General features: G+C 34.2%; 18 protein-coding genes. 7 read left to right on the top strand and 11 right to left on the bottom strand.

Annotation, left to right across the window (positions count from 1 at the left end; genetic code table 11):
• Positions 1–44 precede the first annotated feature (44 nt).
• Complete coding sequence (locus Cyrtocomes_RS02810) at positions 45–416, top strand: IS1 family transposase (protein ID WP_322497695.1); 372 nt, start codon at positions 45–47, stop codon at positions 414–416.
• 20 nt (positions 417–436) lie between these two features.
• Positions 437–700, top strand: a complete 264-nt coding sequence (locus Cyrtocomes_RS02805; protein ID WP_322497694.1) for a hypothetical protein — start codon at positions 437–439, stop codon at positions 698–700.
• Positions 701–1,274: 574 nt separating this feature from the next.
• Here Cyrtocomes_RS02805 and Cyrtocomes_RS02800 read toward each other — a convergent pair.
• From Cyrtocomes_RS02800 to gatC, 7 genes are all read right to left on the bottom strand, one after another.
• Complete coding sequence (locus tag Cyrtocomes_RS02800; RefSeq protein WP_322497693.1) at positions 1,275–1,535, bottom strand: hypothetical protein; 261 nt, start codon at positions 1,533–1,535, stop codon at positions 1,275–1,277.
• Positions 1,536–1,598: 63 nt separating this feature from the next.
• Positions 1,599–1,793, bottom strand: coding sequence for a hypothetical protein (locus tag Cyrtocomes_RS02795; protein ID WP_322497692.1), 195 nt, complete (start codon positions 1,791–1,793; stop codon positions 1,599–1,601).
• A gap of 371 nt (positions 1,794–2,164) precedes the next feature.
• Complete coding sequence (locus Cyrtocomes_RS02790) at positions 2,165–3,277, bottom strand: FtsW/RodA/SpoVE family cell cycle protein (protein WP_322497691.1); 1,113 nt, start codon at positions 3,275–3,277, stop codon at positions 2,165–2,167.
• Positions 3,255–3,857: an alpha/beta hydrolase gene (locus Cyrtocomes_RS02785; protein ID WP_322497690.1), complete on the bottom strand. Its 603-nt coding sequence runs from the start codon at positions 3,855–3,857 to the stop codon at positions 3,255–3,257. Before Cyrtocomes_RS02785 ends, Cyrtocomes_RS02790 begins: the two co-directional genes overlap by 23 nt.
• A gap of 217 nt (positions 3,858–4,074) precedes the next feature.
• The gene (gene recR / locus Cyrtocomes_RS02780) at positions 4,075–4,671 is read right to left on the bottom strand and encodes a recombination mediator RecR (protein WP_322497689.1); all 597 of its coding nucleotides are present in this window, start codon (positions 4,669–4,671) and stop codon (positions 4,075–4,077) included.
• On the bottom strand, positions 4,655–5,221 hold the full coding sequence (locus tag Cyrtocomes_RS02775; protein WP_322497688.1) for a nucleotide exchange factor GrpE: 567 nt from the start codon (positions 5,219–5,221) through the stop codon (positions 4,655–4,657). The genes recR and Cyrtocomes_RS02775 overlap by 17 nt, the downstream gene beginning before the upstream one ends.
• A 90-nt stretch (positions 5,222–5,311) precedes the next feature.
• Positions 5,312–5,575 (bottom strand): Asp-tRNA(Asn)/Glu-tRNA(Gln) amidotransferase subunit GatC, encoded by a 264-nt coding sequence (gene gatC, locus Cyrtocomes_RS02770; protein ID WP_322497687.1) that lies wholly within the window; start codon positions 5,573–5,575, stop codon positions 5,312–5,314.
• 137 nt (positions 5,576–5,712) lie between these two features.
• On the opposite strand from gatC, the gene Cyrtocomes_RS02765 reads away from it, so the two are divergent.
• The 5 genes from Cyrtocomes_RS02765 (at position 5,713) to rsmI (ending at position 10,897) form a co-directional block, all read left to right on the top strand.
• Positions 5,713–6,378 (top strand): VirB8/TrbF family protein, encoded by a 666-nt coding sequence (locus tag Cyrtocomes_RS02765; protein ID WP_322497686.1) that lies wholly within the window; start codon positions 5,713–5,715, stop codon positions 6,376–6,378.
• 245 nt (positions 6,379–6,623) lie between these two features.
• The gene (locus Cyrtocomes_RS02760; protein WP_322497685.1) at positions 6,624–7,241 is read left to right on the top strand and encodes an NADH-quinone oxidoreductase subunit C; all 618 of its coding nucleotides are present in this window, start codon (positions 6,624–6,626) and stop codon (positions 7,239–7,241) included.
• 5 nt (positions 7,242–7,246) lie between these two features.
• The gene (locus Cyrtocomes_RS02755) at positions 7,247–8,125 is read left to right on the top strand and encodes a 4-hydroxybenzoate octaprenyltransferase (protein WP_322497684.1); all 879 of its coding nucleotides are present in this window, start codon (positions 7,247–7,249) and stop codon (positions 8,123–8,125) included.
• A gap of 5 nt (positions 8,126–8,130) precedes the next feature.
• Positions 8,131–9,945 carry a lytic transglycosylase domain-containing protein gene (locus Cyrtocomes_RS02750; RefSeq protein WP_322497683.1) on the top strand — a complete coding sequence of 605 codons (1,815 nt, stop codon included), beginning with the start codon at positions 8,131–8,133 and terminating at the stop codon, positions 9,943–9,945.
• 100 nt (positions 9,946–10,045) lie between these two features.
• Positions 10,046–10,897, top strand: a complete 852-nt coding sequence (gene rsmI / locus Cyrtocomes_RS02745; RefSeq protein ID WP_322497682.1) for a 16S rRNA (cytidine(1402)-2'-O)-methyltransferase — start codon at positions 10,046–10,048, stop codon at positions 10,895–10,897.
• 86 nt (positions 10,898–10,983) lie between these two features.
• On the opposite strand, the gene Cyrtocomes_RS02740 is transcribed toward rsmI, so the two are convergent.
• The 4 genes from Cyrtocomes_RS02740 to Cyrtocomes_RS02725 all read right to left on the bottom strand — a co-directional run.
• Entirely contained in the window at positions 10,984–12,321 is a 1,338-nt protein-coding gene (locus Cyrtocomes_RS02740) for a hypothetical protein (protein WP_322497681.1), read from the bottom strand.
• A gap of 174 nt (positions 12,322–12,495) precedes the next feature.
• Positions 12,496–12,705 carry a hypothetical protein gene (locus Cyrtocomes_RS02735; RefSeq protein WP_322497680.1) on the bottom strand — a complete coding sequence of 70 codons (210 nt, stop codon included), beginning with the start codon at positions 12,703–12,705 and terminating at the stop codon, positions 12,496–12,498.
• A gap of 209 nt (positions 12,706–12,914) precedes the next feature.
• Positions 12,915–13,688, bottom strand: a complete 774-nt coding sequence (locus tag Cyrtocomes_RS02730; protein ID WP_322497679.1) for a hypothetical protein — start codon at positions 13,686–13,688, stop codon at positions 12,915–12,917.
• A gap of 257 nt (positions 13,689–13,945) precedes the next feature.
• Positions 13,946–14,532 (bottom strand): hypothetical protein (locus Cyrtocomes_RS02725; protein WP_322497678.1); only part of this gene is annotated, 587 nt, incomplete at its 5' end.

The following is a 14,532-nucleotide window of genomic DNA, read 5'->3' as shown; positions in this document are numbered from 1 at the left end:
CCAGAACCCAGCATTTCTGGCAGATATCTAGGAGATAGAGTTCGATGAAATGTAGCGTTTTCTTCAAAAAAAGTCAAAAACTCTGGGTCATCAAGGATCGTAGCAGAACTATTGCCTGTGTTACAGGGGATGCTACAACGTTCAAGCGACTTTTTGAGAAAGTAGAGAGTCTGGAAAATTGCCGATTTTACACGGATGATTGGGATGCATTTGCCAAAATTTTGCCTAAAAATCGCCATGTTATCGGCAAATCAGGAACCGTATGCATTGAGCATAATAACAGCAACACAAGGCATGACCCGCCGCACAAAAATTGTATCCAAAGAAGAGGAAATGGTTACTATAAAGCTCTGGTGCGCTCTTACAACACCGGAGATTTTTCAGCATTATCAGGATACATTATTATCTATCTTTAGGTGAAAACTCTCGAAAATTGATGAGATGGACAAAATCTGGAATATGGCAAATGATTTTCAACACGTTAGCTATAGATGCAGATAATGAGTTGATAATGATAGATTTTATAATAATCAGAGCGCATCAGCATTCAGCTGGAGCTTTAAAAAATATAGAACCTGGTATGCAAGGGCTAGGAAGGTCGAAAATCGGATTCACTAGCAAATTGCATACTGCATGTGATACTCTTAGTAATCCTATTAAATGCTTTGTAACCGCTGGTCAAAGATCATCAAGGCTTTAGGGCTTGTGGATGGTAAGGAGATGGGGGCGCTGATTACTGACAATGGATATGATGAAAACTATATAATAAGATATGGCAAAAAAGGTTAATGAAGAAGCGGTTATTCCACCAAGATCTAAGGAATCAAGGGAGTATTGAATTGCGCAAAGAGCGTAACCTAGCGTATGTTCAATAAACTCAAGCATTTTAGGCAAGTTGCCACAAGATACGATAAGCTTAACATCACATACCTATGATTTGTTTTTATAGCTAGCATCTATTATGCTTAAAATAAATGTCGACACTATCTAGATACAGTTGGCAAATTATAAATGAAGATGGTAGTAGATGTATTACTATAATACTGGAGCTTTCTATATACATTCTTCTCTTCTTTAAGGTCTCTCTGGGCACCTTATCAATTGCTTTTAGGCAATGCCCGAGTTTTATTTGCGTATGCTAATTATGTGCTGATAAAGACGCAGTACTACCTAATAGAAGTTACGGAAAACTAGCTTTATAATAGTGTATGGCCTTTTTAATCAGCATCGTATTGCACAATATAACGTATTAATTATACAATTAACAATATAAATCAATTAGATAGACCTATAGAATCCTCTACTTCTAATTCTGGCTGCACCTGTTGCACCACCTCTTTTGTATCATTGAAATACCCATAAAGACCAGTAAAAAAACCACATACCGCACCAGATATGCTAGCCTCTATACTAACACCTTTAAAAATTTTCAAACTTATACCATCACCAGTAATTGCAACTACACACACTGCACTAGCCATAACCAAAGCACTTGCAGCAGCCCCTATAAACATGTGAGATAAAATTTTTGGCATCCCAATATCATTAGATAAAATCTCAGGTAACTCACTATAATTAAAATTTAGAGCCTTTTTAAATCATAATGCACTAATAGCGGATCCTATAAAGAGGATACCACCCAACAATAGATCGGTTATTAATCCTGATATAGTCATATTCTTATCACTAAGAAGAATAGAATGTAATAGAGGCGCTGCGGCCGGATATATGGATATATAAAGAGAATCCTTTAAGTCTGATGTAAACCCTTTATTAACTTTAGGTTTTGACATATATTAAATTAATCAAATAACTATTTACAACTCCTGATTATAGCATAAGATATCAAGGCAAGCCTCCATTTAATTAATCTTTACCTTAAATTATAATATATGTATTATTCAAAGAATAATATGTATAAGGAATCAAAGTTTACATAAAACCACCCTTATCTATCTAGACAATATCAACATTTATTTGAACAACAAATAGATTTCTACAAAAAGCCTGGATATGTAATATCTCAAGCCTATTCGTAGGACAGTGCGTCTGAAGTGCTCGATTTTATAAAATGTAATCTCTATCAGATTGCGTTTTTTGTATAATTCTTAGTGTCTTGGTCTTTTTTTCTATAACACTACCTCATTTCTCAGGCTCTATATACCTAACCTGAAATGCGTTCCGATAAGTGGCGGAAAGATTTTTTCGTCATAGAAAGGTATATCCCTATAGCAATAGAAAATGAGATGATGGACGAACCTCCATAACTAATAAATGGAAGCGTCATACCTTTTGTTGGAAATAAATTCATAGAAACACCAGAATTAAATGTAGACTGAATAACTAGATAAGATAGTAATCCAACAGTTGAGTAGATAATAAATTTATCATTAGTTTTTGTACTTACAAGAACACCCCTTATGAAGATTATAAGAAATAGTAGCAATAATAACATACAAAAAATTACCCCTAATTCTTCCGCAGCAACTGAGAAAATAAAATCAGTATGCGCATCCGGTAATGAATATTTTACAACACCCTCTCCAGGCCCTCTTCCTAACAACCCTCCAGATTCAAATGATTGTAGAGATTTTGTCACTTGATAATTTTCCGTTTGCTCAGGATATAAAAAATTATTAATCCTTGATGCAACGTGCGGCATAGAGTTATATGCTACAAAAAAAACGAACCCCATAAAAAATAGGATATAAAAAACCCATAACAATGGAATTCCAGAGATAAATAATTGGATACCCACAACCATTGAGATAGTAACAGTTGCTCCAAAATCTGGCTGCAGCATCAGTAGGGAGATCACAATAATGTGCGCCGTAATACAGAAAAGAAATCTTTCTTTATAATCCTTAGAAAGAATAGAGCCAATGGTTATTGCATAAAATGGCTTCAGAAATTCAGATGGTTGAAATGCAAAACCCATGATACTGAACCACCTTTTAGCACCTTTAATTTCGTTTCCAAAATAAGGCAGTAAAATTAACGTAGATAGTATTATAAAAAAACCAAATATTGATAATAGCTTAACTATTTTTCTACTAAAACACGATATAAATACTATAAGTATCAATGAGATACAGATAAATACTAAATGTCTTTGAAAAAAATGAAACTTCGCCGCACCTATCCTAACCGCAACAGCAGGGCCGGCAGAACCAACAAGTAGGAGGCTTATTACCATCAAAAAGAGAACGATTAGAAATGTCATAGAATCTATGGACCACCACCAAGATCCTATCTTACTCCCCCTTCTTAGCGCCAAAATGATCACTTAGAAAATTACCCGCCGCCTTTATGCAACCCTGATCTATCCCATGCGCCAAACCCTCTGCTACATAGCACCGTACATTAATCCCACCTTTTTCAATAGAATGCCTAGAAAACCTCATTGCAGAGAATGGCACAACCTGGTCTTGATCACCATGTATTAAAAGAATATCGGGCCCAGAAATAGATTCACGCATTGATGCATGTGGCGAAATTAGCATACCAGAATTACATATCGCACATGATATATAAGGAACCTTCTCAAGAGCATAGTGAAGGCTTACCATACCACCCTGAGAAAAGCCAAAAATTCCAACTTTTTTGATATCTATTTGGTATTTTACCAAACACTCCTCTATGAACTTATCTAGTATTATAAAATTAGCACACAAACAATTATACATCCGCTCTTCATCCCTATCAACCAAGCTAAACCATTGATATGAACCAGGAACCCCACCCTCAAATCTTTCGGGCGCATCTGGTGATATAAATAACGAATTTGGCGTATACTGCGCCAGATCAGGCGCTATAGATATTAGGTCATTTTTATTAGAACCATACCCATGTAGCATAAAAATAATACTATCTACGCTAGTGCCATTTAAGGAAAAGATGGAGTAATTTAGCATAGGAGGTTACGCACTTATACAAGCCTTGGTGTATAGCACCAAGCCATACTAACTTCAAAGCAAAATTTTATTTAGCGCCCTTGAAGGCAGTATACTAAAGTAACGCAATCTAGAAATACAGCCAACTGTACAATACTTATACACTATATTTTAAGTATATTTATTTCATACTATATCTCATCCTCATTGCCACAGATATTGTACCGTCATCCATATAATCAAGCTCAGCACCAACCGGCATACCATGAGCTAACCTTGTTATCTTAACATTAGTATCAGATATGGTCTGCCATATATAATGAGCAGTACTCTCACCATTTAAAGTTCCATCTAGTGCCAATATAACCTCAGAAACCTTAAATTCCCTAATCCTATCCTTGATAGAATGTATATTTAGAGTTGCGGGCGTCTTGCCTTCTGATATATTTAATACACCACCAATGGCATGATAAAGACCATTATATATGTTATTTCTTTCCATCGCCCATATATCGGAAATATCCTTTACAATACATAAAGTCGATCTATCCCTCCTTTCATCACCACAAATCTTACATGGCAATGATAAATCTATATTCCCACAAGCGCATACCAACATATCTTGAGCAGCTTTTAGAACTGAATCACCAAACTTAATCATTTCACTTCTATTAGATAGCATATGCAATACTATCCTCCTTGCAGAACGCCTACCAAGCCCTGGAAGCCGAGAGACCAACTCTATGAATCCTTCTATTGAATTAGGTATTGCTGCCATTAATCACATTAACGCAAACAATAGCGGGTTTTATCAATCTATTTTTTATCTTATAACCAGCCTGCACAACTTCTAAAATAGAATTATTTGGCTTTGAATTATCACTTACCTGTTTAATGGCCTGGTGATACTCATGGCTAAATTCTTCATTTAGTGGGAAAATTCGCTCTATCCCATACTTAGCTAATGAATCACCCATCATCTTCTTAATCATCTCAAGCCCCTCTTTCATATTTGATATACTACCTTCATCTGATATACTCTCCACAGAAGATGCTCTATGAAAATTCTCAAACACTTCTACCATATCTTCCGCAAAGCTCGCTATCGCATAATCCTTTGTTTCCTGCATCTGTCTTTGCGATCTTTTTATTATGTTTTCATTATCTGCAGCCTGCCTTAAAAGCGACTCTTTTAGCTTAAGAATCTGATCTTGCAGCTCTTCAAGCTTATCATATTCGCTATTTTTTAAATTATCACCCTCCACCTTATCACCTATTTGGCCTTCTGCCTGCTCTCTAGATTTTATAATTTTATCCTTTATACTCATTATAAAAACAAAAACACACTAATTAAACAATATTACGTAGCTGACTATATACAGTATTAAAGACCTAATGAATAGATAAAAACACTTTTATTACCCAACTTTCGGAACACATATATAACCATGCCTAAGATCCGGTACGTTGCTTAATACAACATCACTAGCTACATTCTGCTCTACACAATCTGAACGCGCCTCCATTTTATGAGAGGATGGGTTTACTAGCGGGCTTATACCACTTACATCCACATGTTTAAGCTCTACAAAAAAATCATTTATACGGTCAATACTTTTCTCCATAAGCAACAACTCTTCATTTGTTAAGCTTATTGCAGCAGAGCGAACAACCTTACTCAACTTAACCATAGCAAAACTTTAAACAAAATGTATAATTATCAATATAACTCTAATTTGGAATTAAATCACATGTTTTAATTTGAAAACCAAATTAACATTTAATAATATTAAGTTATGAAGGTTATTGATTAAGCTGTATGGATTCTTATTTTTTAAAAGCTAGAGACTGGTACGTGAGTAAGTACCAATCTGCAGGCGTCCAGCTTATATACTCAATCGTTATGTGTATTATAGTTGCCTCTTGCGTAATTGCCGCGCTTGAAGAAATTACTATAGATAGCACGCATTATAAAATGCCCATTGCTGTATATACCAACGATCAGATCAATTACTATACCAATATAAAAAGTATCTCCAATAAAGGTGAAGATATTAATATATCTGTCGCTAGGTATCTTATACAAAAATATGTCATTAATAGAGAGGAATACAAATATGGTTTTTTATCTGCATCTGAAAGAGGAGATAAAATTATGACAATAAGAAGAAACTCCTCTAGAAGAGTGTTCGATCAGTATATTAATTACCTTAATCCAACAACCAATATAGACAGCCCTATTCTAAAATATGGTTATAATGTTGAAAGAGTTATAGAAAATATAAATGTATCTTTTGCATATGGCGTAAAAAGACCGGATTATGCAGTGGTCCAGTTTAATATAAGGGAAATATCATCAACTAGCGAGCAAGTGGAAACTTGGAAAGCTATAGTTAAATTTTCAATGAGTGATATAATGAATATCATAGATAACAATACAGCACTGAATTTTGTAGTAACCGGCTATGAATTAGCCGCTATGTGACAACTTGTTTATAGATATAGTTATTTAAGTTAAATTAGCATAAGCTGTAATACAAGAAGTATTATGCCACCTCAAATAAAACGGCTATATAAATAAAATAGGGATAAATATCTCTACAAAAATATCTGGCTAACCACGAATAATTTAGTCCATTCTATCTCCTATAATTAATAACCAGCCTTAATTCTATAGATTTTTTATTATAATGACTTTTTATTACAAATTTGCTAACCTCATACTGGTATATGGTCAGTTATCGCGTTATGAGCAGCATTGAGGCAATATTGAATATTTTTCAGGATATTAATGTAGATGCACGGGCACTAGGAAATTCTGTAATGGAAAATGTTGTAGAAGTAGAGTATAATCATATTGCACATGTAGCATCTACTCTTAAAAAAAATAATACTATACAATTTGAATCGCTCCTTAGCATACATGGTATTGATTACCCTGGTCATCAAAAAAGATTCAGTATTATATATAATTTTTTAAGCCTTACTAAAAATCTCAGATTACGCGTTACTGTGAATGTAAATGAAGATCAAGAGATTCAATCTCTCTCTAACATATATAGTTCCGCCACTTGGTACGAGCGAGAGGTTTTTGATATGTATGGTATAAAATTTTCAGACCATCCAGATCTTAGGAGAATTTTGACAGACTATGAGTTTGAAGGGTACCCATTAAGAAAAGATTTTCCTTTAATGGGCTTCAAAGAAGTCTTTTTTTCCGAGGAAAAGCATAAAGTCCTACAGAGGGATGTTGCTCTAAATCAAGATTTTAGAGATTTTGATTTCCAAAGCCCATGGAATGGGCCGGATAATATATTACCTGGAGACGAGAAGGCTCGTGATAATTAGATACTATGTCAGTTTCAAAATATATTATTACTTTTTGCACTACTAATAGATTTGCAAGGTTACTAAGGCTAAACTCCCCTATTCCAATATTACTTATGATCGCCCCAGTTTTATGGGTAGTATTCATATATTCAAATCATAAACTCTTATTCTCCACAATATTTATAATCGGTGGATTTCTAACCAGAAGCTTAGGTTGTGTTATAAATGATATGACAGACTATCAGCTTGATCAGAAAGTATATAGAACTATGAATAGGCCGATAGCATCTGGAGAAATAACACTTTTAGAAGCACTTGGGGTCGTTATAGTATTGGCCTTGCCCTCTATGTTTTTACTCCTTCAACTACCAAATAACGCTATAGAATGGGGGCTTTACTCATCACTTTTAATACTAATTTACCCAAAGGCAAAGCTTTTTACCAATTTTCCACAAATTATACTAGGCATAACTTACAACATGGGTGTAATAATATCGTATTACACATTTAATGAAGAATTCTCAACACCATTACTTGCAATTTACCTAGCTTCGGTATTTTGGACCATTGGGTTCGATTCCATTTACGCATATCAAGATCGAAAATATGATATTAATGAAAAAGTCGGCTCTGTTGCGGTAAAGCTTGGCAAGAAAGGAAAAATATTTATAAGCTGCTGTTATACAATAACTATATGTTGTTTAGTCATACTCGGGATACAATTAGAGTTTTCATATGTATATTATTTGTTTGTTGCATTGGGCGTTATTCATCTCTATTGGCAAATAGAAACTCTGAATATTGAAAACCCTAAGGATTGCAAAAAAAAATTCGATTCAAACGCTATATTTGCCCTTCTCATTTTAAGTGCTACCATATTTTCTAAAAGTGTTTTTATATAGCTTAGGTGCTGATTGTTTACTTCAGAATATTGCTCTTCCTTCCCTGCTTATGTTTTGCTCAAATCTGCCTTAAACCTATAGAGAAAACCAATATAATTTCAGAAAAAGAATATGGCCTTTTAATGGAATTTGCTGATGGAAGAGGAAATTTTAAGAATTATTCTATTATACAAATACTCTTAAATAATCCAGCAATTTTTAATGTAATGAAATGTGAAATCATTTCTCAAATAAATTTTAAGCTTGATCTAAATTCTTTAAAAAAATGGGCTAAATTATATAACCACCCAGGCAGCAAGATAGATCTTATAATTTCTATAAAAAGCTCTAAAGCCCCTAATTTTAATAAAATTCAAACTTTATGGAAAGATAGAATTTACGATAAAGAATTTGAAGACTATATAGCAAGTAATTATATTACTAAATTTAGCAAATCTGCAATCAAGGAGAAGATATTACTCTTACTAAGAGCTGGAAAATACCAAATTGCTACTAAATTAATTAATAATTTATCCAAAAAAGAATCTACAATATATAACAATCTAATCGATACTTCTAGTTGTAAATCTGATTTACAACTTAACTATCTAAATAATAAAAAAATCCTGGAAATAAGTGAATATGCACACATACACTGCCTATTCAAGGCTCATAAAAATGAGCTTGCGATTACTGCTTTGAAAAAGCTTATTCAAGGGGATTATAATAGAAAGCATTTTGCAAGGCTTAAATTAATAGCAGCACGGTTGCTGATGAAAAAAAATCCACAAGAAGCACTGAGTTTTCTAGATAATTCATCACATATAGGCCATATAGGTAGTATGGATGAAAGCTTTTTATCTGGCTTTATAAATTTCACCTATATAAAGGATTACGATAGGGCGGCATTGCACTTTAATAATATGCTTACCCAATCTAAGCTTTCTTCTTATAAATCCCATGCTATGTATTGGCTTGCAAGATCATATAGCGCTTTAGGTGATAAAGAAAAAGCTAAAAAGTTGTTTAAAAGAAACGCATCGTTATACCCAACCTTTTTCTATGGGCAGATGTCCATCGCAGAACTCGGGGAAGATATAAATATCTATTTAAATAAAAATCTTATAAACTTATCAAGCAAAGAGACATCTGAACAAAAAGCTTTTTCTAATCAGCAAATTAATATTATAAATACAGCTCAACTTTTACTAGAACGAGGCTTTCTTCAAAAAGCTTTAATTTTAATGGATAAAATTACTTATAAGAAAGAGCTAAAACAATCTATAAAGGATCTTATTCAGTGCCTAAGTAAAAATGGCAATGCTTCGTTATTAACTATTATATCTAAACAATTTGCAAATTACGGATATGGCATAATAAAGGAGGGGTACCCTATTAATTCCTCTTGCACCGGGAATTTTCAAAGACTCCTCTCATTAGCAATTATAAGAGAAGAAAGTAGCTTCACAAAAGGAGCTAAAAGTGAAGCTGGAGCCATGGGTATAATGCAAATACTTCCTAGTGTTGCATCTAAATTTGGTATAGATATTAATCTTTTTGAAGAGAGTCATAATATGAAAGTTGGCTGCCAACATATAAAGGAACTATCAGAATTTTTTAATAATGATAAAATCTTAATTGCTAGCGCATACAATGCAGGAAAATCTAGTCCACTTAGATGGATCAAAGATAACGGACCTTTAAAGAATGATATTCATTCTATGATTAATTGGATAGAAGAAATAACATACGCAGAAACTAGGTTCTATGTAAAAAGGGTGCTAGAAAATTACACAATTTATGAAATACTAGCGCGCTCATCAAATGAAACTACCACATAATAAATATCACATGAATTCTAATTACATAGTTTTTTATTAGACTCTTTGGTAAATATCTTTCACGTATTTAACACTTTATTACTTTTTATAATAAATAATTATGAACAATGATAATATAAGAAGTTATGGAATTTTATATGTGGTTTCTCTTCCAATAGGCAATCTTAGAGATATAACCCTTAGGGCTATTGATATTTTAAGTTCTGTTAGCGCCATAGTATGTGAAGATAGTCGTGTAACTAGCAAGGTATTAGGCACCTATAATATTAAAAATAGCATGATTCCATGCTACGGCAGCTCTGATACATACATAATTAAGGCATTAGATATTTTAAAATCAGGAAAAGATGTAGCACTTGTTTCTGATGCAGGAACACCATTAATATCTGACCCTGGTTATGATGTTGTTCTTAATGCTATAAAACATGGTTTTAAGGTTCATACAATACCAGGCCCATGCTCTGCAATTTCCGCACTTTCAATATCCGGCATAGATTCTTCTAACTTTTTCTTCTATGGATTTTTACCAACAAAAAAAAACCAAACCCATCAAGAATTAGAGAAAATATTAAGTTATGGCGTTACGTCCATTATCTTTGAATCTCCAAGACGGCTAATCTCAACGTTAGAGCTATTAAAATCCATGCATCCACAAATAGTAATAGCAGTTGCCCGTGAACTAACTAAAATTTTTGAAGAAGTTATACGTGGCACAGTTTCAGAAGTATTAGACGTCTTAAATAACAAAAACGTACTAAAAGGCGAAATAGTGATTGTAATCTCATCTATTAATAAGAACACAGATGATTTTCAAGATGCTATAAAATTGCTTGAAAATCTACTACTAGAAGGTAACTCTGTTAAAGATTCAATATCAGAGACACTATCATTATACCCAACACTTAAAAAAGGAGATTTATATAAATATACATTACAGAGCATGAAGAGGTAGAGTTATGCCTCTTCATACAATAAGACCTATTTATTAATGCCTTTTACAGAGCTTCAAATACATACCAAATTAAATGTGGTCCAATCTTACTCATACTCTCCAAGCTGTGCACGCGCAGACACATCATCTAAAACCCTCTGCTGTTGTAATGCTGATGCTGACAAATTATTATCACCAGGGTACGCAGACATATTGAAGTATGAACAAAAAAACTCATTTACAGCAGGACCCTGTGATTCACAGCCAACAGTCCAATGGGGCAGCGGCGCATCACCAGTAGGGGAAGGAGTGAGAGCAGATGGTCCTGGATGTTCTTCAACAGTACATTTACCCTCAATATACTCATTTGCTTGTTTACAAATACTGCTTGCAAAATTACCAAACCCATCCTTATATCCATCCACCAAATAGACTTGTGGATATAAAGTTGATGCCAGCTTTTTAAGAAAAGAATCAATTTCTCCATTAGAGGCAGTTTTAATAGATTCAATCCTAACGCCTATATCATCCAGATACTTAAACTGAGCCACTCTTATTCTTCCTAAAAGGGTTAGGAATTTATTATAAAGCCCCAAAACCATCAGAACACTTTTTTCACTACGTAACGCACTAAGGTACACTTCACCAACCATTGCTACTCTCTCCTGTTCTATTTTCCTTAAACAATCTTGATTAAACCCTAAAAGCAGAGCTTTGCATTTTATTAACTGCTTAACAAAGTTACTAGCATCTTCCATCCTAATACTACAATCTTGCTGTCCAGACAGCTGTACATATGGCAATGATTCAATTTCTCTTAATTTATCTTTTATTGCATCTATATAATAGAGTGCTTTGTCTCCTGATTGCACCATATTATATTGGTCAACCACTTGATTGACAGGTTGCTCATGCTTAATATGCTCTTGCCTTGTATCAGCTGTGCCTGTTCCAATAACAACGTAATTTTGGTCCCTCACATCCTGCTCCTGCTCTTTTATAACTATACATTCTACACCAAAGAAGAGGACAAATACCTTATCAAAAGCCTGAGCAAATAAGGAATAACAAGATGAAAGTAGCTTTACTGGCAGTGCTGCTAAAAGCAATTTTACTCTATTTTGTGTCGTCGCAGATAATGTTGTATCGCACCTACATCCATTCTGACTAAATTGATAAGAATCAATAATACTATAAGAAAAGATGTTAAGGATGTAGTTAAAGAAGCCTTTTTTCTTGGGATATACATAAACAGTCCTCGTACCGCTCTCACTATGCATCATCATCTCATAAGTTGCACCGTCACCGTAAACACCCTTAACGGCATCTATCAATTGCTCTGCTACATAACGATCAAAGGAGCGAATTATAGTTGGATCATTACCACCCCGAACACAAGAAACATCAACAAGACGATGAAGTAAAACTTGATTATATGGGTTCATAAAAATAAATACTCTAAAATTCCAAAAATCCTCTTCTCAGCCCCCATCTTCTATCTGCCTTAAATGAAGAAAACCCTCTGTCATCAAACCTTGAATATCATCACAGCTAACCATAGCACCATGAAGCGTCATTTCTTCTCGAAAGCACAGTATAGATCAGGTTCAAATTAAATTCTACCTAATACCAAAAAAGCCTAACGCCTTACCAACCAAATTTATTTGGCGAGGATAAATAATAGCAATATTAGGAGCGCCAGTCATGTCATACCAATCCACAGAATGCTTTTTAATAACTTCAGAAAAGCGCACACCAAATGCTCGATTTACATACCAAGCAAACCCAGGAATTCCGACGTATGTACTACAATCACTGCCTATCTTCAAATTCAAATAATTGCTAATATTCAGCCACCATCCTTCATCATCAAATTATCTTTATACAGATCATACTTTAGAACAAATTGCCTTGAAATCCAAGCAGACCTAATTATTGCTTTAAACATCCAAATACCTAAACCCAATTATTTTTAAAAAATGAATTAAATGATTAAGCATATACAACCATAAATAATCCTGATATCTTAAATATCAGCTTACCCCCCAGCGATAGCTCGATATGCATCACACTGGTCCATTTGTAGTACTGCTTCTAGTAATCCTCCTAGATTATCTTCCACTGGTGGCTGTGGTAATGCATTCAACTCTCTTATGTATTGCCGAACAGCTAACTCAATTTCCTCACTTATTTCACCCAAAGGAGAATCATCAGCATTAAAGATATTATTTAAAGTACTAATATCACCAGCCCTAACCATCACAAATCCATTAGCAGGTCTAGGCATATATTTTAAGTCCGTATTACCATCGAAAATAGTATAAAGCTCCAATAGATACTTCTCATCATTTTCTATAAAATCCAGCTTGGCACTGTCAAATTCTACTCCAAATAACCATTTAACAACTTTAATAAACATATCTGGCCCAACTAACCAGCTAATTGCCCAAGAAGCAATATCCAAAGGGAATGGTAAAGATACCGCCTCGTTTATCTTCAAAGCGAAAGCTGGGAAAGCTCCATTTACAGTAGCCCCTTTTAGGAAATGAACGCGACTAGAATGAACTTCTATACCAAACTTAACACCTAAAAACCCACATATCTTACCAAGCAAATTTGACCCAGGATGAATAGTAACATATTTATGAGTGCCAGTGGCTGTATAATTATAACATTTATTAATAACTTTGAAAAAATGCTGAAGAGAAATTTGATTTAAGCACGAAATAAAATTCGAATGTGTGGCGCCCTTAGAACCTCCCGCCTCAAGACGATTTAAGATACCCAACTCATTCATAATTCTAGAGCTCATATCACAACGTAACACAAATGGCTTTAAAACATCACCGTACCTAATAGCCCCCATAACAATATCTAGAATAACACAATTATTTTTAAAAATGAATTAACCGACTAACTATAGCAATCTAAGCTGAGTGGCATAGCGATATTACTACATGTTATCTATGCCACCTCAAATACACCACCTATATATAAATAATACCTTAAGTATCAAAGTAATATGAGAATACTGCCTAGGCTTATTTAACCCTAAGCGGGTTATCATCCTCATTCGGTTTCATATCCATCGCCTTGTCCAATTGCTAGTGCTGCTTTAGCGGCTTTAAAAATGTGAGTACAAATGTAATTAAAGAAATTAGCAGGGGCATCAGCCGGATCATCCATTCGTGATGCTTGCGGCATTTGGTCTACTTCGACTGGCTCAACAGGGATTGTATCATTTCTATCCTTAATGCTATAAATCATGTCCTGGATAACTATAGGAAATTTACTAGCACCATTAATATCATTAGTCAATGATTGTAATTGATCCTCTACATGTTTAATATCACGAACTTCAATCGTATAAGGTTCTGGTTCTGGTTCCGGAAAATTCAAACTATCCTTGCCACCGCATAACCATTCAAAAAACTGAACAACCCTATCTTGTCCAAACACTAGACCGAATGACCACAGAGCGCCCTTAATAAAAAATGGGCAGGTTATTACACTTTTTTGAACCAAATTAGCATATGGTAAATACACACCTTTCCCATTAGGCACTGTTAACAAAGGTTTTGCCAAATAATGGAAAAGATGCAATATTATATTGGAGGCGATAAATATGGTATTTAGATGGATAAAAGGTTGTTTCC

This window comes from Candidatus Cyrtobacter comes, from assembly GCF_034470605.1.
GTDB classification, from domain to species: Bacteria; Pseudomonadota; Alphaproteobacteria; order Rickettsiales; family Midichloriaceae; genus Cyrtobacter; species Cyrtobacter comes.
Note: the sequence above shows the minus strand (reverse complement) of the source record. Positions and strands in the feature narration are given on the sequence as shown.

Bases quoted from the DNA above. Each gene is read 5' to 3' on its own strand.
- Cyrtocomes_RS02760 (WP_322497685.1), top strand. From the start codon at position 6,624: ATGGTCAGTTATCGCGTTATGAGCAGCATTGAGGCAATATTGAATATT.
- recR (WP_322497689.1), bottom strand. From the start codon at position 4,671: ATGGCAGCAATACCTAATTCAATAGAAGGATTCATAGAGTTGGTCTCT.
- Cyrtocomes_RS02795 (WP_322497692.1), bottom strand. From the start codon at position 1,793: ATGTCAAAACCTAAAGTTAATAAAGGGTTTACATCAGACTTAAAGGAT.
- Cyrtocomes_RS02730 (WP_322497679.1), bottom strand. From the start codon at position 13,688: ATGAGCTCTAGAATTATGAATGAGTTGGGTATCTTAAATCGTCTTGAG.
- Cyrtocomes_RS02800 (WP_322497693.1), bottom strand. From the start codon at position 1,535: ATGCCAAAAATTTTATCTCACATGTTTATAGGGGCTGCTGCAAGTGCT.
- Cyrtocomes_RS02805 (WP_322497694.1), top strand. From the start codon at position 437: ATGAGATGGACAAAATCTGGAATATGGCAAATGATTTTCAACACGTTA.
- rsmI (WP_322497682.1), top strand. From the start codon at position 10,046: ATGAACAATGATAATATAAGAAGTTATGGAATTTTATATGTGGTTTCT.
- Cyrtocomes_RS02785 (WP_322497690.1), bottom strand. From the start codon at position 3,857: ATGCTACATGGGTATGGTTCTAATAAAAATGACCTAATATCTATAGCG.
- Cyrtocomes_RS02765 (WP_322497686.1), top strand. From the start codon at position 5,713: ATGGATTCTTATTTTTTAAAAGCTAGAGACTGGTACGTGAGTAAGTAC.
- Cyrtocomes_RS02810 (WP_322497695.1), top strand. From the start codon at position 45: ATGAAATGTAGCGTTTTCTTCAAAAAAAGTCAAAAACTCTGGGTCATC.
- Cyrtocomes_RS02755 (WP_322497684.1), top strand. From the start codon at position 7,247: ATGTCAGTTTCAAAATATATTATTACTTTTTGCACTACTAATAGATTT.
- Cyrtocomes_RS02740 (WP_322497681.1), bottom strand. From the start codon at position 12,321: ATGAACCCATATAATCAAGTTTTACTTCATCGTCTTGTTGATGTTTCT.
- Cyrtocomes_RS02775 (WP_322497688.1), bottom strand. From the start codon at position 5,221: ATGAGTATAAAGGATAAAATTATAAAATCTAGAGAGCAGGCAGAAGGC.